This window comes from Kiloniella sp. EL199, from assembly GCF_900313065.1.
Taxonomy (GTDB): Bacteria; Pseudomonadota; Alphaproteobacteria; order Kiloniellales; family Kiloniellaceae; genus Kiloniella.
Map to the genome: position 1 here is coordinate 620,958 of NZ_OMPU01000006.1, position 19,714 is coordinate 640,671.

Here is a 19,714-nt window from a genome sequence, read left to right on the forward strand (position 1 = left end):
TAAAATCTCCTTCTTACCCGATCAAGTATGGCAATAGAGCAAGGAAGCGAGCGCGTTTGATAGCTTTTGCAAGCTCACGCTGTTTCTTTGCAGATACTGCAGTTATACGACTTGGTACAATTTTACCGCGCTCAGAGATAAAACGCTGCAGAAGACGTGTGTCTTTGTAGTCGATCTTTGGTGCGTTTGCACCAGCGAACGGGCAGCTTTTACGGCGACGGTTGAATGGGCGACGTGAACCAACGCCCTGGCTAACGATTTGAACGGCCATGTTTCTCTTCCTTAGCTAGCTGTTGCTTCACGAGGAGCGCGATCACCACCCTCACGAGGAGGACGACCACCACGATCACCACCACGACCGCCGCGATCATCACGACCGCCACGACCACCACGGCCACCGCGCTCATCACGGTTGCCACGGTTTTGCATGATTACTGATGGCTCTTCTTCAAGCTCATCAACACGCAAAGTCAGGGTACGAAGAACATCATCATTGATGCGCATTACACGTTCCATTTCCTGGACCGCTGCAGCTGGAGCATCGATGTTAAGAAGAACATAGTGGCCTTTGCGGTTTTTCTTCACGCGATAAGCCATGTTACGTAGACCCCAATATTCGGTTTTGCCTACGGAACCACCGTTCTCGGTAATGATACCAGTGAACTGTTCAGTGAGTGCATCGACCTGTGAGGACGAGATGTCCTGACGTGCGATATATACACATTCATAAAAAGCCATAGTTACTCCTCACGGCTTTGTGGGTAGAGGAAAAAACCTTTACCCGGAGCTGGTGTCCTTGTTTCCGCTAGAGGTCACCAGCAAGGAGTTGATTTAGTGCGGATTAACGTGCGGAATATAGCGATCTTGGTACAGGGGTCAAGCTCTATAGTATTTGTCAAGGTTAAGTTGTTGAAAATTAATGATTATGCGTATGTCTTTCCGATGTGTTTTTGCCCTTGGGGAGAATTAAGTGTACACGCCGTTGCATAATGATCCCTAGAAGGCTATTTCTGGGGCAATACAAATACTCTGAATGTTGTTTGTTCATTAACGGATCGAACCGTGACCGTATTGTTAGAGCAAAAGTGTGCGATTAAGAGGCATTACACCACAACATCAGCGCGTTTAATAAGGAGTTTATAATGAAGCGTGCATTTGTTTTTCCCGGACAGGGATCACAGGCCGTTGGCATGGGAAAAGAATTGTCGGAAGCTTTTCCGGTGGCCCGCGAAGTTTTTGAAGAAGTTGATGAAGCTCTTGGGCAAAAGTTATCGACGCTGATGTTTGAGGGGCCTATCGACGAACTTACTCTTACAGAAAATGCTCAGCCTGCGTTGATGGCTGTGAGTACAGCTGTTTCCCGTGTGTTGCAGAGCGAAGGTAATCAGTCTTTGAGCGATCACGCTTCTTTTGTTGCGGGGCATTCTCTTGGTGAATATTCAGCCCTGACAGCTGTGGGAACTGTTGAGTTGGCTGATGCTGCGCGCCTCTTGAAGCTACGCGGCCTGTCTATGCAGCAAGCTGTGCCTGTTGGTGAAGGTGCGATGGCAGCTCTTCTCGGCCTCGATTTCGAAGATGCTCAAGCTGTTGCCGAAGAAGCTGCGCAGGGTGAGATTTGCTCTGCTGCAAATGATAATGCGCCGGGACAGGTTGTTGTCAGTGGCCATAAAGCTGCTGTTGAGCGGTCTTTGGAAATTGCAAAGGCAAAAGGTGCAAAGCGTGCCGTATTATTGCCTGTATCTGCGCCTTTTCACTGTTCTTTAATGGCACCAGCTGCTGATGCGATGGCAGAAGCTTTGGCGTCTGTCACTCTACGGGTGCCATCTGTGCCTGTTGTTTGCAATGTTTCCGCTGATATGGTCACTGACCCTGAAACGATTCGTGAATATCTGGTTCAGCAAGTAACAGGCGTTGTTCGCTGGCGCGAGTCCGTGCTTTATATGCGTGCAAATGAGGTTGAGCAGTTAGTTGAGCTTGGCGCAGGGAAGGTGTTGAGTGGTCTTAATCGCCGTATTGACCGCGATCTGACTTCTGCGAACGCAGGGACACCTGAAGAAATAGAGAACCTGTTGAAGAGTCTTTAAAAATTATAAAAGCTGAAGGTCAGGTACTTGGTCTTGTGTTTGAAATTGAGTACTCTTCTGCGCATAAAAATTGAATTTAGGAGTATAGGATGTTTGATCTTTCCGGTAAGACAGCACTTGTTACAGGTGCTTCTGGCGGTATTGGGAGTGCAATTGCCAAGGCATTGCATGATCAGGGGGCTGTTGTTGGTCTTTCTGGTACCAGAGTAGAAGCACTTGAAAAGGTAGCTGCTGAACTTGGCGGTGATCGTGTCCACGTTTTACCCGCGAATCTGTCTGATGCAGATGCGCCAGCGGATCTGGTGAAACGCGCTGATGAAGCAATGGGACAGCTGGATATCTTGGTGAATAATGCTGGTTTGACCCGCGATAATCTTGCAATGCGATTGAAAGATGAAGACTGGGATACTGTTCTTGCGGTTAATCTAACAGCCAGCTTCCGTCTTTCCAAAGCATGTCTTCGCGGCATGATGAAGCGCCGTTGGGGGCGTATTATCGGGATTACTTCTGTTGTTGGTACAACGGGCAATGCTGGTCAGACAAACTATGCGGCTTCAAAAGCCGGTTTGATTGGGATGAGTAAATCTCTCGCACAGGAAGTTGCGTCGCGCGGAATCACAGTCAATTGTGTTGCTCCTGGTTTTATTGCTACGGCAATGACAGACGTGCTTGGTGATGACATCAAAGAAAATCTTTTGAGTGGTATTCCTTGCGCAAAGCTTGGCTCTCCCGAAGACATTGCGGCTTCGGTTGCATATCTGTCAAGCAACGAAGCTGCCTATGTGACAGGCCAGACCTTGCATGTTAACGGCGGAATGGCCATGATATAATCAGCATTTGACCCTCTGGCGTTGAATCTTTATGAAAGATAAACGATTAAGAGCGTTGGCAAGCCGCCTTAAAGTGTGTTAAGAGGCGGCGCTTCTCTGTATTTAGCAGGGTAATAATAGAAATTCAGGCCTTAGGGTCGTTAGTAAAACCGCCGAAAGGCGATAAATAGTTAAGGGCTAAAGTTTATGAGCAACGATGTCGCTGATCGCGTAAAGAAAATTGTAGTTGAACACCTCGGTGTTGAAGAAGCCAAAGTTGTGGAAAGTGCAAGCTTCATTGACGATCTTGGTGCTGACAGCCTGGATACTGTCGAACTTGTTATGGCATTCGAAGAAGAGTTCGGTTGTGAAATTCCAGACGATGCTGCTGAGAAAATCGTAACGGTCCAGAACGCTGTCGATTTCATTTCAGAAAACGTTTAATCGTTTTTTCGAAGTATATAACGCCGGGGAACTCCCCGGCGTTTTCGTCTTTAATAGCGTAGAGACTTTTTAGAATCATGCGTCGTGTCGTTATAACCGGTCTCGGTATGGTATCTCCGCTTGGATGTGGTGTTGATCATATATGGTCACGCATTACCAACGGTGAATCAGGTATTGGCAAAATTACTCAATTTGATTCGTCGGATTTGCCGTCTCAAATTGCAGGTGAAATTCCTGTTGGTGAAACTGCTGATGGTTACTTTAATGCGGATGATCATGTCGCAGCAAAGGATCGCCGCAAACTTGATCCTTTTATTGTGTATGGTATCACCGCTGCTCAGCAAGCTATTGAAGACGCGGGCTGGAAGCCTGAAGGTGAAGAGAGTTTGTTCCGCACAGGTGTGATGATTGGCTCTGGTATCGGTGGCCTGCAAACCATTGCAAATGGTGCCGTAATGATTAAGGAAAAGGGACCGCGCAAGCTTTCACCTTTCTTTATTCCTTCATCGCTGATCAATTTGATTTCCGGTCATGTTTCTATCCGTTATGGATACAAAGGGCCAAATCACTCAGTTGTAACAGCCTGTTCAACAGGTGCTCATGCTATTGGTGATGCTGCGCGTTTGATTCAGATGGACGATGCGGATGTGATGATTGCTGGTGGTGCAGAAGCTGCAGTTTGCAGACTTGGTATCGCAGGTTTCTGTGCGTCGCGTGCGCTGTCTACTGGCTTTAACGATGCCCCTGAAAAAGGATCTCGCCCTTGGGATAAAGGGCGTGACGGCTTTGTTATGGGCGAAGGTGCTGGTGTAGTTGTGCTCGAAGAATTGGAGCATGCAAAGGCGCGTGGCGCGACAATCTACGGTGAAGTCGTTGGTTATGGCCTGTCCGGAGATGCCCATCATATCACGGCTCCGCCACCCGATGGAAATGGTGGTTTCCGTGCAATGTCTGCTGCGCTAAAACGTGCAGGCATAAATGCAGATGATGTGAATTATATCAATGCTCACGGAACCTCTACTCCTTTGGGCGATGAGATCGAGTTTGGTGCTGTTAAACGTCTGTTTGGCAACAATGAAAATGTTTGTATGTCATCAACAAAATCAGCGATTGGTCATCTGCTGGGTGCTGCTGGTGCTGTTGAGGCAATCTTCTCTGTAAAGGCAATCAAAGAAGGTGTGATCCCTCCAACACTTAATTTGGAAGATCCGTCTGACGAATGTCAGGGCATTGACCTGGTCCCTCTTGAAGCGCAAGAGCGAAAAGTTGATGTTGCGTTATCCAATTCCTTTGGATTTGGGGGAACCAATGCAAGCTTAGTGCTTAAAGCATTTAGATAAATTTACTTAAGCCGTGAGTGAAGAGCAAAAAGTATCTAAGAGGCCCTCTTTTTTGAAGTGGGCCTCGCTTGTTTTCGCCTTGGGGATTTTGTGCTTTTCCATTGTATTATATGTGGGGCAACAGGAATTTTTGGCACCGGGACCTCTCAAAAGAGATCTCACCATTGTAATCCCCAAAGGATCAGGGTTAGAGAAGATATCCAATATTCTGAAAGATGAAGGTGTTATTCGTGAACCACTTATTTTTCAACTAGGCGCGCGCTATACAAAGAAAGCAAGAAACTTAAAAGCAGGTGAATTTTTGATGCCTGCAGCGGTTTCAATGAAAGGCGTGATTGAGATACTGGAAAACGGAAAAACGGTTAGCTACTCAATTACGATCCCTGAAGGGAAGACATCATTTGAAATAGTCGAGATACTGCGAAGTAACCCTGATTTAGCCGGTGATATTACGGATGTTCCTGATGAAGGTAGCCTTTTACCTGAAACCTACCTGTTTGTACGAGGAGATAGCCGTCAATCTATTCTGGACCGAATGAAACAGGCATTAGGTCGCAACCTTGATAAGTTATGGAATAGCAGACAGGAAGGCTTACCGATCAAGACTAAGGAAGAGGCTTTGGTCTTAGCGTCTATTGTCGAAAAGGAAACAGGGATCGCATCGGAAAGACCGCTTGTTGCCGGGGTCTTTATCAATCGCTTGAATCTAAAAATGCGCTTGCAGTCGGATCCAACGGTAACATACGGGATTACGCTTGGAGCCAAGCCCTTGGGCCGCAATTTGACCCGTAAAGACCTGAAAACGCCGTCTCCATACAACACCTATACAATTGATCGGCTTCCTCCTGGGCCGATCGCTAATGTCGGCTTGTCTGCGCTGGAGGCAGTTACGCAGCCGGCAAAAACAAAATATTTATACTTTGTCGCAGATGGTACAGGCGGGCATGCTTTTGCCCGTAGCCTTAAAGAACATAATAAAAATGTTCGTCATTGGCGTTCTGTAAACAAGAATTAGTCGTGAACTGTCTCTTTGAATACGGAGTGTTGTAGAACATTGTTCTGAGTAACGACATATGATTTTGAGTGAATTAGGTAGAGTATCTGAATTATTTCAGAATGTGGTATCATCAATTTTTAACTATATGTATGCAAAAATACGATGATTACTTGACCTTTTGCAAATGTTGAGTAGTTTTGCGGCACGCACAAAAGCGGTATAAAAAAGGCAAAGGTTGAATGGCTAAAGAAGAACTCCTTGAGTTTAGTGGTACTGTTATTGAAAAGCTCCCGAATGCAATGTTCCGGGTTGAGCTTGAAAATGGACACGAAATTATTGCCCACACTGGTGGTAAGATGCGTAAATTCCGCATTCGTACCATGGTTGGCGATAAAGTTGACGTTGAAATGACCCCTTATGATTTGACTAAGGGCCGGATCACTTTCCGTCACAAATAAGAACTCTCTACTTTGTAGCTGATAGGTTCAGTTGCGCGTTTGGCCGAAGGGCTTAACGCGCTTTTTGTGCTGGCTTTTCATGTTTCTTTAGTGGGTAGTCTGTCAGATATAAATTCGGACAGATACAATGGAAGCGCAGCAAAGAACAAAACCGTTAAGTACATAGGTTTTGGAAATGAGATCCTTGCCTTGTTCCGTTCCAGTCCTTTGGCGATAATAGCTGCTGCCTTTGCGCTTTCCATTAAAAATGGCATTGGAAATTTGTTAACAGCTGTAATGCCGCTTTTAACAAAGCCTGGTGTAATTACTGAAACCTTGATGTTACTCTTTTTTAACGTCCCCCGCAGGCTTTCACCCCAGGTGCGGACAGCTGCTTTACTGGCACAGTAAGCCGGAGCACTAGGCAGACCTTTAAATGAAGCCAGAGAGGACATAATTGCTATTTGCCCCTGTTCATTTGATTTCATTATATCAATCGCCGGAAGAACAGTGTTGAGTACACCGTTCAGGTTTATATCGATTATTTCTCGTGTTTGATAGTTCGATTCATCTTGTTGACCTGTGCCCCCGGATATTCCGGCATTGGCAATCACGAGATCCAGTTTGGACAGTTGGTTGGCTTTAACCATTTCTTTGTTACAAGCTGTTTGATCTGTGACATCCAATTGCAATGGATGTACTTTTGCGCCACGTTTTGCACATTGATTCGATATGGTTTGTAATCGGTCACGATTTCTGCCAGCAAGGAATAAAACATTTCCTGGATTGGCATAATATTCTGCAAGGGCGGCACCAATACCGCTGGAAGCACCGGTAATAAATATTGTCTTTGGAATTGTCATTCTTGCAGTAACTCATATGCTTTGGGTATAAGGCCTATGAAAATAAAGCTGCTTGTGATGAATGTAAAACAATCGATCATGTAGTTGAGTATGATGCTTCAATAACCCCGAGGAACCATTATGGGAAAAGCAATTGCCAGCATGACAGGATTTGCCCGTGCTGAAGGTGAGTACGCAGGGACAACCTGGTCTTGGGAGCTGAAAAGCGTCAATGGTAAGAATCTGGATGCCAGATGTCGAGTTCCAAATGGATTCGAAGTTTTGGATGCAAAAGTAAGGTCAGCTTTGGCCAAAAGCTTCAAGCGTGGCAACTTTCATGTAAACCTTGTGATTGATAACAAGCACAAACCAGTGCAGTTGCAAGTCAACGAAGATATCCTGCAGCAAGTTATTCCGCTGGCGACAAGAATTGGTAATGATCTGGATGCCGTTGCCCCTTCTATTGATGGTATTTTGAATTTACGTGGTGTTCTAGAGCTTGTCGAAGAAGAGGAATCTCAAGACGAGGCTGATGCGCGTTTGAGGAAGATTGAGACGAGTTTAAGTGTGGCGATTGAAGCCATGCAAAGCACGCGCCGTGAAGAGGGGGCGAGGCTTGCAGAAATTGCTTGTGGCCAGCTGGATGATATTGAGAACTTACAAAAAGAAGCTACAAAACTGGCTGCAACACAGCCGGCAGCAATACAGGATCGGTTTAATAAACAGCTGTCAGAGTTATTATCTGATGCTAGCCTTGTTTCTGAAGAGCGTCTGGCACAGGAAATTGCTATTCTGGTGACCAAAGCTGATATCCGTGAAGAGCTTGACCGTCTGGCTGCGCATGTTGCTGCTGCACGGGAACTCTTGGAAAATGGCGGACCTTGCGGACGTCGGTTGGATTTCCTCTGTCAGGAGTTTAATCGTGAAGCCAATACACTTTGCTCAAAATCTTCAGATGTTGCGTTGACGACGATTGGCATTGAACTAAAGGCGACGATAGAACAGCTTCGTGAACAAATTCAAAACGTCGAATAAAAGTAAGGTTTTAAAAACAATGAGCACTGTTGTTGCCCCCACGCTTAAACGTCGTGGACTTATGCTGGTCCTTTCTTCGCCTTCCGGGGCTGGCAAAACAACAATTTCCAGAATTTTGCTGGAAAGAGAAGAAGAACTTACTCTATCGATATCGGCTACAACCAGACAAATACGTCCGGGGGAAATACATGGAAAAGATTATTTCTTTGTAAGCCCAGATGAATTTAATTCCATGGTTGATAATAATGAGATGCTGGAACATGCAACTGTATTTGATAACAAATATGGAACGCCTAGCGAACCTGTAGAACAAGGATTGGCATCAGGACAGGATGTTTTGTTCGATATTGATTGGCAGGGGACGCAGCAAGTTGCCGCAAAGGCACCTAATGATATTGTTCGCGTGTTTATCCTTCCACCATCATTGCAAGAACTGGAAAGGCGTCTCTATGCCCGGGCTCAGGACAGTGAAGAGGTTGTCAAGGGACGCATGGCCAAAGCGGCTGATGAAATGAGCCATTGGGCTGAATATGATTATATTATCGTAAACACTGATGTTGAGAAATCAGTTGCTGATGTTCAGGCTATTCTCAGGGCCGAACGATTGAGACGAGATCGAAGACCTGATCTGGATTCTTTTGTACGTGGTTTACGTCAGGCTTAGTGTCACAAGCGAATTTACTACTTTTTTTTAAGGTGATCATAAGCTCGGGCGATTGAGCAGAACTCTTCAATGGTCAGTTCTTCTGCCCGGGCGGTTTCTTTAATACCAGCAATAGTGATAAGCTCAGGTGTATCCGTTCCTAGGCTTTTTAAGCTCTGGCGTAGCATCTTACGCCTTTGCCCAAAGGCAGCTTCGGTAATTTTTTCCATTGTAAACACATTCGCTTCTGCTAATGGTTTTTGTCTCGGTTCTAGTCTTGCCACTGTTGATGTTATTTTTGGTGGAGGAATAAATGCTCTGGGCGGAATATCAAAAAGTGCTGATGTTTCGCAGAGCCATTGTGTCATGATACTAAGGCGGCCATAGCTTTTTGTTCTGGGCTCGGCAATCAGGCGATCAACGACTTCTTTTTGAAACATGAGAGTCAAACTTGAGAAGGCTGTTGAATCCTCGGCAACTTGTTTCAGCCATCGGAGTAGAAGTACTGTTGAAATATTATAGGGCAGATTGGCGACAATACGTCGTGGTGAGCTTCCGAGTGCTGTTAAATCGACCTTGAGGGCGTCGCTTTCAATAACCTGCAGTTTGTTGTTATAGGCTGTTGATATTTCCTTCAGAGCTTGCAGACAACGTTGGTCTTTTTCAATAGCAATAACTTGCTGTGCGCCTTCCATAAGTAACCCACGTGTTAGGCCGCCCGGGCCAGGGCCTATTTCAAAGATAGTTCCTTGGTCAAGCGGGCCGCCACTTCGTGCGATTCTGGAAGTGAGATTCAAATCCAGTAAAAAGTTTTGTCCGAGTGATTTTTTTGCGCCGAGGTCAAAGCGCGAAATAACATCTCTCAGCGGGGGGAGATTATCCGTTAATCTACTCATTTTAGCGTATGTCGGTTTTTTCTTTGGCCATAGTTGTTGCCATTTCTATAGCTGCAATAAAGCTATTGGGATTTGCAATCCCTTGTCCCGCGATATTATAGGCAGTTCCATGATCTGGCGAGGTTCTAATAAAGGGAAGGCCAAGCGTAATGTTGACACCACTGTCAAAGTCTAAGGTTTTAATAGGGATCAGAGCTTGATCATGATACATGCAAACGGCAACGTCATACTCTTCACGAGCTTTGGCATGAAACATTGTATCTGCTGGTAAGGGGCCCCTAATATCTATACCTTCACTCTGAAGTAATTCAAGTGTTGGGATGATCAGATCAATTTCTTCGGTTCCCATTGATCCGTTTTCTCCGGCGTGCGGATTTAGTCCTGAGACGGCAAAACGCGGTGCAGGAATACCAAAATCTTGTTTCAATGCGGTATTCGCCGTTCTGATTGTATGGGCGATTATGTTGTTGTCGAGTTTATTGATTGCCTCTTTTAATGATAGGTGAATAGTAACGGGAATAACGCGGAGTTGTCTGGAAGCCAGCATCATAATAGATGGTGTTTTACTGTTGGCTAAATCAGCCAAATATTCTGTGTGTCCGGGATGCTTGAAGCCAGCTTGATAGAGAACTGCCTTATTGATCGGGTTTGTGACAACTGCCGAAGCTTCTTTGTTCTGGACAAAGTTTACCGATCTTTTGATGGAGCTTATAATAGCAGAGCCATTATCAGGATCTCCAATACCTGAAACAACGGGTTTTTGTAGTTCTTCGGAAATAACAGGTAGTGCCTGGCTGAAACAATCAAGAGCATGATCCGGAGAGGATATTTCTTTTACCGGAACAGCAATCGATAGATCAGATGCAAGTTTTGTCAGCCTATCGGGACAGTCTATTACAAAGAAAGGAGTGGCTTTGTTTTTTAACCTTTCCCAAGCCTTAAGTGTTAGTTCGCCCCCTATACCGGCAGGATCCCCCATTGTGATGGCTATGGGTAAAGGTACCTCTTGGTTCACAGGCGGATATCCACGTTAGAGCTTCTGCGGAGATCAAGCAAATATCTTCTGGCTAGAGTGTCAAGACGGTCATTTGTTAATTTGTCCTGAATTGCCAATCTATCAACACCGCCACTCTCTTGGCGGTCACAAACTGCAATTACTGCTAACCCGCCAGAAACTTGAACTACAGGTGTTGTTTCCCCGATAGCTATTTGACTAACAGCAGTTTTGGTTGTTGCAGGAAGATCTTTTGTGTTCAACGTCCCGAGATCGCCAGACCCTTCATCGCCTAATTCTTTGGCCAGTTGATCCATCTCTTGACAGCTTTCAAATTTACGTTTTGCATCGGCAGCTCTGGATTGAACCTGTTGTGTTTGCTCAAAACTTGGATTGGCTGGGAGTGCAAAGAAAAATTGCTTTAAGTGAACTTTTTGCTCACTTTTAGCAGAACGCTGATCCTGTACCAAGAGAACATAGTATCCTCTTTTCGTTCTTATTGGTCCCACTAGGGAGCCTATTGGCGCGGAGTCAACAGCTGGTTGAAGTTCAGGAGATAACTGAGCTGTTTGAAGCCACCCCAAATCTCCGCCAAGGCCAGCACTGTTAGATTGAGATACCTGTCTTGCCAAGGCAGAAAATCGGCCACCATTCTTGATTGTGGTAATAACTTCGTCGGCCTGTTTTTTTACATTTGCTTCATCAGACACAGTATCGACACCCAGGAAAATCTCGAAAATCCTTTTCTCTGTCGTCGAGCCTTTTGTCTGCAATTTTGCTACGACTTCTTCAATTTCGGCGTCAGAAATGTTAACCGAGGAGCGAAGGCGTGTATTTACAACAGCTCTCCATGCTAAATCAGCTCTGAACTGGTCAAAAAGGGTGATGGGCAAAACACCCTGTTTGCGTAGACCCGTTGTCAATTGTTGGGGTGTCATATTGTTTTGTTTGGCAACACTTGAAAGTGCATTCTGGATTTGAGCATCCGAGATCGTGATATTCAATCTTTCCGCTTCTTGTAATTTTAATCTCTCATCAACCAAAATACCAATAACCTGGCGTAACATACGCTGGCGTACCTGGGGTGTATTTTTACGTTGAGATGATACAATAACAAGTTGGGTTCTTTGGGCTACGTCGAGTAATGAAATGATGTCATCATTGACAACGGCTGCTGGGCGCAAAACATCTTGGGCAAAGGATGTCGTTGTTGTTGTAATAATGAGTGCTATGCTCAATAAGTTAGCAACAATAAAACGTTTCATTTGATTTTTATACCTTTTAACCTAATTCGCTACAGCGTTTATAGCGGTTGAATTGTACCCAAGTGTTTAAATGTTAGTTGTAGTGTGAATCTGTTATCTGGTTCTAGTTCTCTGTCTTGGAACCATGTTCGTGTGTATTGGCTGTCGATTATAATACATTCATCATGATAGATTAGACCAAGACTGGCTTCACGCGATTCATCTGCGTCAATATCACGTGTGTAGCTGGAATTCAGGCTCCAATATTCAGTCAGTTCGCTATTAATTCCAATTTTAACTTCTTCTCTATCTGAAGATACGCCATCAACATTATCATTCTTAAGGAAAACGTAGTCCAGATCCAGATTAAGTCCAGCTGGGCCAATATTGAGTTCTACCTCATTCCGATTTGTTCCAAGATCATCCGGGTCGAACCTGAAACGATAAAGTGCATCAAAATTGTCAATTGTATATATGCCGATGTGTCCAACAATATCCGATGCTGCGTCTTTCAGACCGGAATTTTTTTCGTGTAAATTACTGTTTCCACTAAAACGATAGCTCTGTCCAATCAGGAAATCAGCTTGATTTCCCGAGACGGTGGATGCTGTCCATTTTAGGCCATAGCTAACTCTGCTTCCAGAATCTACGCGATCTGTTCCCGCAAATCGGTTTAGGGAGAATAATGAAGTATCGTCAAACTCAAAATCACGACTATCATCGTTAGGAATTTCATTTGGATTAGAACCATTTGGAGCGAGTACTCCTTGAACGATAGGCTCTATGGTTTGGCTGAAATTTCCTCTATGACTGGCGAAAGGAAAGCGCCATTCCAGAGCCATTTGCGGGAATACACGGCCAGTAAAACCGGTAAAAGTGTCGCCATTTTTTCTGATGTCATCGTTGTTTTTGTTAACGCCGTTGACCCAGTATCCGTCAGTTTGTAACTGAGTTGTCAACTTATATTGATCTCCCCAGGATCCCGTGTAAGGTAGATCCCACCCACTGATAAGTGACACACGCCGGCTATCACGCCCTTCACTGCGTCCGAGAGCTTGTGCATTGGCATCCAGACGGTAGGTTGCTCCAGTTACGCCTGGTTGGCTTTGAAAATGATATTGACCTCGGGGAAAAACAAAGGGGTTTTCTGAATCATCAACGCCATTCCGTGTACTTTGAAACTTATAGCTGTCCAGTCTTGCAAAGTTACGGCCTCTGAAGCCTTCGATAAAGGCACTGGTCTCTAGTTCTGAATCGTTATTGAAACCGTAAACTCTGCCATAGGTATCATCCGAAGCACGTTCAACGTTAAAACCCCATCGCCAGGTTTTATCAAGATCAAAACGACCTTCACTTATGATTTGGCCTCTGAATTTATCGTCTTCATCATCTCTGTCTGCTATGGTCGCACTTGCTTCAATTGAAAGGTCTCCTTTATTGAACTTTTTCTCGTATTCACCTGCCAGTACAATGCCCTGTTTAGTTGTTGCAATCGGTGCGAAGAGAAGTTCAGACGAGTCATCAATCGCCCAGTAATAAGGGATTTGCAGTGTTATTCCTAACTGAGTAGAGGTTCCGTAGCTTGGTAACAGAAAGCCACTGCGTCTTTTTACTGTCGGGTCCGGGTGAGCAAGATAAGGGGTGTATATAACAGGAACGCCAAATATTTCCATCCAGGCATGGTCGTATTTGATGGTTTGTGATTCTTTGTTGTGAACAATCTTCTTTGCTTTTAACTGCCAGATCGGTGCACGGCTTGGATCATCTTTACAAAGTTCACAAGGGCTGAAAACACCATTGGAAAAGACAGAAATGTTGCCACTCGTTAATTGGCCTGTGGATGCTGCAAGTCGGCTGCGATCAGTCAGAAGTATTCGAATGTCCCGAATAAAACCTTCTTTAAGGTTATCAGTAAGTTCAACGTGTTCTGCAAAAACAATATCGCCACTCGGTTCCAGCAAGCTGATATTACCTGTTGCGCTCACAACATTTGTATTCATATTGTAGGAAACACTGTTGGCGAGCACAGTTCGTTCACCCTGTGATATCTCGACATTTCCTGATGCAGTAACAATTCCAAGATTCTCGTCATAAGTTACTTCATCAGCACTGATGAGAGCGGGTATCTCTTCGTTAATTCCCTCTATTGATTGAGCACTGGTTTTTGCAGAGACTGACATCGCTATAGCAAAGCTTAACACTGCTATAGATACAGAGCTTCTCAGTAGTGTTTTTACCCCCCTAAAAGACATGGTTTATCCGTCTTCCAAGTGTAAAAGCATAGTGATACCTAACAATAGTGATACCCCCGCTGGTGACCAGGCTGCTAGCGCAACTGGTACTTTGGTTGATTGGCCCAAGGCAAAAACAAAATTCGATAAGAAATAAAGCAGAAATCCGGTGAGAACACCAGAAAGTATCATTAGTCCTACTTTACCACGTCGATGTTGTTGCATGGAAAAGGTTGCTGCGAGTAACACCATCGCCAAAAATAGGAAGGGTTTGGAAAGAAGGCGATGAAATTGCAACTTGAGCTTTACTGCAGAGAAACCAGCCTTTTCAAGTAGATTTATGAAATAGGGCAGTTCCCAAAACGAAATAGATTTAGCACTGGCAAAACTGTCCTGTACTTTTTCCATTGTTAATTCTGTTGGAATTAACACTTCGTCAAAATAGTCGGGTTTTTTTCCTGGATAGGAATGCCAGGTTTGAAGTAACGCCCAGTTTCCATTTTCTAAACGTGCTTGTGTTGCATCGTAGCGTGAAAGAAATTCCCCACTTTCAGTCAGGTTGAAGATAATAACCTGATTTAAAGACAGGTCTTTATTCACCGATCCGGCATGAATGACGGATAGGCCGTTGTTATCTGGTTGACGTAGCCATAATCCTGTTTCTGAAACCTTAAAAATAGCCTGGTCTTTTTTCTTGTAAAGTCTTGATAATTCTTTGTTTTTAGCAAACAAAGCCGAAGAAACGGGGTTAATAATGGAAAAAGCTAAAACGCCAATCATTAAGGAACAAAAAGCGAAGGGGAATATTATGCCCCAGATGGAAACACCAGCAGATCTAATAATAACAAGCTCGTTTGCTCTGGTTAATTTCCAGAAGGTTGCCGTGGCAGCGAACAAAATCATGAAAGGCATGATTTCTTCACTCAGTTGTGGCATTTTATACAAGACAATTTTAACTACTTGTAAAAATGGAACTGCCGTTCCTTCCAAATCATCAGAGACTTCAATAAGCGATATGAGGAAAACGACGCCCATCAAGACAAAAAAGAAGCTAAAAAAGCTTAACAAATAGTTTTTGGAAGAATATGCGAATAGCGTCCAAGAAATATTTGCTGATTTGACAGCTTTTTTATGCACAATCATTGTCATTTTCAGGCTGCAGCCTCTTCCTTGGGAGAACCGTTAGGATGATCGGATGTTTTTGAAGATAATTTCTTAGGCTTTTTGTTAATGAAATAAAGAGACACCATAACAACAAAAATTGGCCACGCATACATCAGGGGGACTAGGTTTTTATGTTTCTCTGCAATATCTTTGCAGAGAAACATTGTAAGCATCATGACACCCATAATGCCAATTGCAAACATGATACGTCCTAAATAGCCTCTACGGCTGAATTCACCTGACAATAAACACGCCAGAGCTATGAACGCCATGGCAAGTGTAAAAAGCGGGCTTGCTATTCTATAATGACCTGCTGCAACGAGTTTATCGTAGTTGTCAACATCTCTGGGATCAGTGATATCCGGGAAAATTAATTGATTTAGAAAGCGTTCTCGTGGCTTGAGCCATCGTTCTCTTTCCTCTTGTGCGAGATCCCCAAATCTAAGGACATATTTGTCTGAATAAGCAATTGATAGTTGCCCGGTTACCGGGTCTACTTCTTGTCTACTCGCATTCCACAGAACGGCTCTGAAATCATTTTCTTCTTTTAAGAGGGCACCTGTGTCAGCCAAAAAGGTTATCTGTTGCCCTGGAAGGCTGCTATCGTGAACGATGAGTCCTTTTAGTTCGCCGGCAGGAGTCTTTTCCCTAAAATAGATCGTATATTCAGTGTTGATCGTGTTGAATTTGCCGGCTTTTAAAAGAACAGGTGACAAGTTGTCTCTGAAATAGTGTTGGAGTTCTCTGAATTCACGGTAGGAAACAGGAAGAAAATAAAGGTTAATTGCAAAAACGGCCAGCATGGATACTGTACCGAGCATGATACCTGGACGCGCGAGTTGTAGTTGAGAAAACCCGGCTGCTTTTAACACCACAAGCTCACTGTCTGTATTCAATTTGTTGTAAATAAATAGAGTGGAACAAAATGTCGCGACAGGTATGACGATTACAAGGAAGTAGGGCATCAACAAAATAACAAAATAAAAGAAAGTGGACGCCGGAAGACCGTCGTTAACAATCATGTCAACGAATCGTAATGATTGAGCTAGCCATACTGCAACAGCAAGAGATACTGCGACTGAAACAGCAAACAAAACCAGTTGCACAAGCATATAGCGCGAAATAATCTGCATAGGGTCCGTACAATAACCTATAAAAATATATAGAAAAGAAATAGCCAGAACACCCTTGCCACGTCCAGTTAATTCGTGGATTTTCTTAAGAAGAATAATGAGATTTGAGTCATGGAATGCAAAGTTCTATGATTGCGGTTGCATTTTACAAAGTAATCCTTGTTCTATAGCAGCAAATTAATAAATCGTTTTACCGAAGAGGGCGGCATGAAGTTTTCTTTTGTCTCTGACAAAATTCCAGGTACTGGTGCGATCGTTGCAACAGTAACTGATGGTGGTCAACTCTCCACAACAGCACAGCAATTTGATGACAAAACAGGCGGAGCATTAAGCCGCGCAATCAGCAGTAGTACCTTCAAGGGTAAAAAGGGTGAACTGCTTGAAGTTCTCGTACCTAGTGGTGTTGAAAACAGTCGAGTTATTCTGGTTGGCCTGGGAAATCCAAATGAACTCAAGGCAACAGATTTCGAGAATCTCGGGGGGCAACTGTATAAAGATCTTTCCACAAAGGGAGAGAAGGAAGTTTGTATCTGTATCGATGATGCTATGATTCAGGGATCAGCAGAAGATAAAGCTGGTGCTCTTATTGCTTATGGTGCCTTACTGCGAAGCTATCGTTTTGATACTTATAAAACGACAGGGAAGAACGATAGCAAAAACTCTCTCGAAGAATTTATTGTCTTCTCATCAGATTCTGAAGCCGCGGAGTGTGTGTATAGAGATTTATCCAAAGTTGCTGAAGGCGTGTTCTTCACCAGACAATTGGTTTCAGAGCCACCTAATGAGTTGTACCCAGCAACATTTGCGGCTCAGGCCAAAGAACTTGAAGCTCTTGGTGTGAAAGTAACTGTACTCAACGAAAGTGACATCACCAAGCTGGGTATGAACGCTTTATATGCTGTTGGTATGGGATCAGAACGTGAATCCAAAGTGGTCATTATGGAATGGAATGGTGCTTCGGAGAAATCTGCCGAAAAGCCGTTGGCTTTTGTTGGTAAAGGGGTGACATTTGATACTGGTGGTATTTCCCTAAAGCCGGCGGCTGGCATGGAAGACATGAAGTTCGATATGGGTGGTGCAGGGACAGTCTTTGGCTTGATGAAAGCACTTGCAGGACGCAAGGCAAAAGTGAACGTCGTAGGAGCCTGTGGTCTCGTTGAAAACATGCCATCTTCGAACGCGCAACGCCCGGGGGATATCGTAAAGTCTTATTCTGGAAAAACCATTGAAGTTCTAAATACGGACGCTGAAGGACGTTTGGTTCTTGCTGATGTTCTTTCTTACACGCAAGAGAAATACAATCCGAGACTTGTGATTGATTTGGCGACGCTAACAGGCGCTATGATTATTGCGTTGGGCAATGACATCGCAGGTATTTTTTCAAACAACGATACTTTGTGTGAACAGCTTTCAAATGCGGGCTTAAGTGTTGACGAACGTGTGTGGCGTCTGCCTTTGGCAGATTGTTACGACAAACTGTTGGACTGTGACGCAGCCGACATGAAAAACATCGGTGGTCGGGCTGCAGGGTCAATCACAGCGGCTCAATTCCTTCAACGCTTTATTGATAAGGATCGCCCTTGGGTTCATATAGATATTGCTGGTGTTGCCTGGGCAACTAAGGAAAAAGCAATTGCTGCGAAGGGCGCTACCGGTTTTGGCGTTCGTCTGCTTGATCGCTTTGTTGCTGACAACTACGAAGATTAAAGATTGAAAGGCAGGGTGCGCTGTATCCTGTCTTTTTTCTAGGCGAGTTCTATGACCGACATCCGTTTTTATCATTTGACTAAAACAGCACTGGAAAACGCACTTCCTCAAATGCTCGAGAAGGTATTAGAGCGAGGTCAGCAAGCTGTTATTCTATCATCTGATGAGCGTGCATTGGGTGAGCTGGATCAAAATCTTTGGAGCTATCGTCCTGATTCATTTCTTCCCCATGGGACAAAAAGAGATGGCTCAATTGATGATCATCCAGTTTGGTTAACGACTGATCAGAATGATCTTGCAAAACGGGATGTGGCTTTCATAGTGCATGGTGCACATCCGGGATCTCTGGAAAGTGACAAAACGGGGCTATGTGCGATTTTATTTGATGGCAATAATCCAGCAGTTGTCCAGGATTCTCGTGCGCTCTGGAAAGAGCTGAAAGCCGCTGATCATGAGCTAACATACTGGCAACAAACTGACAGAGGGTCTTGGGAGAAGAAAGCCTGATTGACCGTCTTTCTCCTCCAAAACCTATTGCTAAGATCCCAAAACCTATTGCTAAGATCAGTGAGACAAAAGAACAGGAAACTCTTGGTTGGAAAACAGTGATTTTGTCACGCCGCCAAATATCATTTCCCTGATCCGGCTATGTCCCCAAGCACCAGCAACAATTAAGCCGACGTCTTCTTCTTTTGCTGTTTTAAGGATTACGTCTTCAGGGAAAGGACTCTCAACTATTCGAGTTTCTATCTGAATATCATGACGCCCCAAGTGTGCAGAAATATCGTCTTGAGATATATTACCTTCTTCGGGCAATCCCACAGAAAGTAAAATTACTTTATTAGCAGCTTTTAAGAGAGGTAAGCCCCCTCGAACAGCACGAGAGGCTTCTGCGGATCCATCCCAGGCAATGAGGATATTTTTCGTAATATCTTTTGGTAATTTCTTGCTTGGAACAGCAAGAATTGGAAGACTGCTTTCCATGAGCAATGAGCCGGAAGTCTCTAGCTCATCCGCGAACTTCCCTTTGACTTGACTAACTATAGTTAAATCCGTGAAGCGAGCGTAAAAAGAGATAATATCAACTTCTTGACCTTCATGTTCACGCCATTCATGACTGATATCTGTTTCTTTTGCTTTTTCTTCGAATGATTTTCTAAGAGCAACGGCCTGGTCTTTAATGTTTTTACGCTGTTGCTCAATGACTTCTTCGGGAAAATACCCGGTAACACCATGAGGGGCACCGTACAAAATCGCTTCCGGTGTTCTTAAGGGGTGTACAGCTATCAGGTGCGTGCCCTTAAACTTAGTGGATAGTTGTAAAGCAGCCTCCAAGCGTTTTTGTCCGGCTTCCGTGTTGTCAATTTCTACCTGGATATCTCTTAGCATGATTAGTTCTCCATCCGTTTGTGGGCTGTAGGAGGAAACTTGAAGAGTAAATCTAATACTCCCTTCAATAACTAATTATATTTAAGTCACTAGCCTAAATACGTGCATTGATCTTAATCAATTCGCGATTGATAGATTAGAGTGCTCTGGGTTTTTCTTATGTATTGGGCACTTTCTCAGCCTCAACCTTAAAAGCTCGTGTAAAGTAACTACGACTTTGATATACAACTTCTGCCGCTGCATTTTAAAATAAACGGCTTATTTTGCTTGTCTTTGGAACCGCTTACTCTGGGTGAAACAAGTGGTGCTCTTTAGTGTTATGTTA

At 44.2% G+C, this 19,714-nt stretch carries 20 protein-coding genes; 10 read left to right on the forward strand and 10 right to left on the reverse strand.

Annotated elements, in window-relative coordinates:
* Positions 1–13: 13 nt before the first annotated feature.
* Both rpsR and rpsF read right to left on the reverse strand, forming a co-directional pair.
* Positions 14–271 carry a 30S ribosomal protein S18 gene (gene rpsR / locus D9A03_RS06245; RefSeq protein WP_046507639.1) on the reverse strand — a complete coding sequence of 86 codons (258 nt, stop codon included), beginning with the start codon at positions 269–271 and terminating at the stop codon, positions 14–16.
* An 11-nt stretch (positions 272–282) separates the two neighbouring features.
* Complete coding sequence (rpsF, locus tag D9A03_RS06250; protein WP_046507642.1) at positions 283–738, reverse strand: 30S ribosomal protein S6; 456 nt, start codon at positions 736–738, stop codon at positions 283–285.
* Positions 739–1,142: 404 nt separating this feature from the next.
* Here rpsF and fabD point away from each other — a divergent pair, with 404 nt between their 5' ends.
* The 6 genes from fabD to infA all read left to right on the forward strand — a co-directional run bounded on the left by fabD (position 1,143) and on the right by infA (position 6,132).
* Positions 1,143–2,084 carry an ACP S-malonyltransferase gene (gene fabD, locus D9A03_RS06255; RefSeq protein ID WP_120496327.1) on the forward strand — a complete coding sequence of 314 codons (942 nt, stop codon included), beginning with the start codon at positions 1,143–1,145 and terminating at the stop codon, positions 2,082–2,084.
* A gap of 89 nt (positions 2,085–2,173) precedes the next feature.
* Positions 2,174–2,914 (forward strand): 3-oxoacyl-[acyl-carrier-protein] reductase, encoded by a 741-nt coding sequence (fabG, locus tag D9A03_RS06260; RefSeq protein ID WP_120496328.1) that lies wholly within the window; start codon positions 2,174–2,176, stop codon positions 2,912–2,914.
* Between the two features lie 186 nt (positions 2,915–3,100).
* Positions 3,101–3,337: an acyl carrier protein gene (locus D9A03_RS06265; protein WP_046507651.1), complete on the forward strand. Its 237-nt coding sequence runs from the start codon at positions 3,101–3,103 to the stop codon at positions 3,335–3,337.
* Between the two features lie 77 nt (positions 3,338–3,414).
* A complete protein-coding gene (gene fabF, locus D9A03_RS06270) occupies positions 3,415–4,677 on the forward strand; it encodes a beta-ketoacyl-ACP synthase II (protein ID WP_120496329.1) in 1,263 nt (420 codons plus the stop codon).
* A gap of 52 nt (positions 4,678–4,729) precedes the next feature.
* Complete coding sequence (gene mltG, locus D9A03_RS06275) at positions 4,730–5,692, forward strand: endolytic transglycosylase MltG (protein WP_254054980.1); 963 nt, start codon at positions 4,730–4,732, stop codon at positions 5,690–5,692.
* A gap of 221 nt (positions 5,693–5,913) precedes the next feature.
* On the forward strand, positions 5,914–6,132 hold the full coding sequence (infA, locus tag D9A03_RS06280; protein WP_046507661.1) for a translation initiation factor IF-1: 219 nt from the start codon (positions 5,914–5,916) through the stop codon (positions 6,130–6,132).
* 77 nt (positions 6,133–6,209) lie between these two features.
* On the opposite strand, the gene D9A03_RS06285 is transcribed toward infA, so the two are convergent.
* The gene (locus D9A03_RS06285) at positions 6,210–6,974 is read right to left on the reverse strand and encodes an SDR family oxidoreductase (protein WP_120496331.1); all 765 of its coding nucleotides are present in this window, start codon (positions 6,972–6,974) and stop codon (positions 6,210–6,212) included.
* Positions 6,975–7,094: 120 nt separating this feature from the next.
* On the opposite strand from D9A03_RS06285, the gene D9A03_RS06290 reads away from it, so the two are divergent.
* A complete protein-coding gene (locus tag D9A03_RS06290) occupies positions 7,095–7,988 on the forward strand; it encodes a YicC/YloC family endoribonuclease (RefSeq protein ID WP_120496332.1) in 894 nt (297 codons plus the stop codon).
* A gap of 19 nt (positions 7,989–8,007) precedes the next feature.
* Positions 8,008–8,652 carry a guanylate kinase gene (gene gmk, locus D9A03_RS06295; RefSeq protein WP_120496406.1) on the forward strand — a complete coding sequence of 215 codons (645 nt, stop codon included), beginning with the start codon at positions 8,008–8,010 and terminating at the stop codon, positions 8,650–8,652.
* Positions 8,653–8,669: 17 nt separating this feature from the next.
* Here gmk and rsmA read toward each other — a convergent pair whose 3' ends face one another.
* From rsmA to D9A03_RS06325, 6 genes are read right to left on the reverse strand one after another with little or no spacing between them, the layout of a single operon-like run.
* Positions 8,670–9,527, reverse strand: a complete 858-nt coding sequence (rsmA, locus tag D9A03_RS06300; protein ID WP_120496333.1) for a 16S rRNA (adenine(1518)-N(6)/adenine(1519)-N(6))-dimethyltransferase RsmA — start codon at positions 9,525–9,527, stop codon at positions 8,670–8,672.
* Between the two features lies 1 nt (position 9,528).
* Positions 9,529–10,542, reverse strand: coding sequence for a 4-hydroxythreonine-4-phosphate dehydrogenase PdxA (pdxA, locus tag D9A03_RS06305; RefSeq protein WP_120496334.1), 1,014 nt, complete (start codon positions 10,540–10,542; stop codon positions 9,529–9,531).
* Positions 10,539–11,786, reverse strand: coding sequence for a peptidylprolyl isomerase (locus D9A03_RS06310; protein ID WP_120496335.1), 1,248 nt, complete (start codon positions 11,784–11,786; stop codon positions 10,539–10,541). The genes pdxA and D9A03_RS06310 overlap by 4 nt, the downstream gene beginning before the upstream one ends.
* 38 nt (positions 11,787–11,824) lie before the next feature.
* Positions 11,825–14,017 carry an LPS-assembly protein LptD gene (locus D9A03_RS06315; RefSeq protein ID WP_120496336.1) on the reverse strand — a complete coding sequence of 731 codons (2,193 nt, stop codon included), beginning with the start codon at positions 14,015–14,017 and terminating at the stop codon, positions 11,825–11,827.
* Between the two features lie 3 nt (positions 14,018–14,020).
* Positions 14,021–15,145 (reverse strand): LPS export ABC transporter permease LptG, encoded by a 1,125-nt coding sequence (gene lptG / locus D9A03_RS06320; RefSeq protein ID WP_120496337.1) that lies wholly within the window; start codon positions 15,143–15,145, stop codon positions 14,021–14,023.
* Positions 15,146–15,147: 2 nt separating this feature from the next.
* A complete protein-coding gene (locus tag D9A03_RS06325; protein WP_120496338.1) occupies positions 15,148–16,293 on the reverse strand; it encodes an LptF/LptG family permease in 1,146 nt (381 codons plus the stop codon).
* Positions 16,294–16,500: 207 nt separating this feature from the next.
* On the opposite strand from D9A03_RS06325, the gene D9A03_RS06330 reads away from it, so the two are divergent.
* Together D9A03_RS06330 and D9A03_RS06335 are read left to right on the forward strand one after the other, a co-directional pair.
* The gene (locus D9A03_RS06330; RefSeq protein WP_120496339.1) at positions 16,501–18,000 is read left to right on the forward strand and encodes a leucyl aminopeptidase; all 1,500 of its coding nucleotides are present in this window, start codon (positions 16,501–16,503) and stop codon (positions 17,998–18,000) included.
* A gap of 51 nt (positions 18,001–18,051) precedes the next feature.
* The gene (locus D9A03_RS06335; protein ID WP_120496340.1) at positions 18,052–18,507 is read left to right on the forward strand and encodes a DNA polymerase III subunit chi; all 456 of its coding nucleotides are present in this window, start codon (positions 18,052–18,054) and stop codon (positions 18,505–18,507) included.
* A 57-nt stretch (positions 18,508–18,564) separates the two neighbouring features.
* Here the strand turns inward: D9A03_RS06335 and D9A03_RS06340 are convergent, their stop codons facing one another.
* Positions 18,565–19,389, reverse strand: a complete 825-nt coding sequence (locus D9A03_RS06340) for a universal stress protein (protein WP_120496341.1) — start codon at positions 19,387–19,389, stop codon at positions 18,565–18,567.
* Positions 19,390–19,714: the final 325 nt, after the last annotated feature.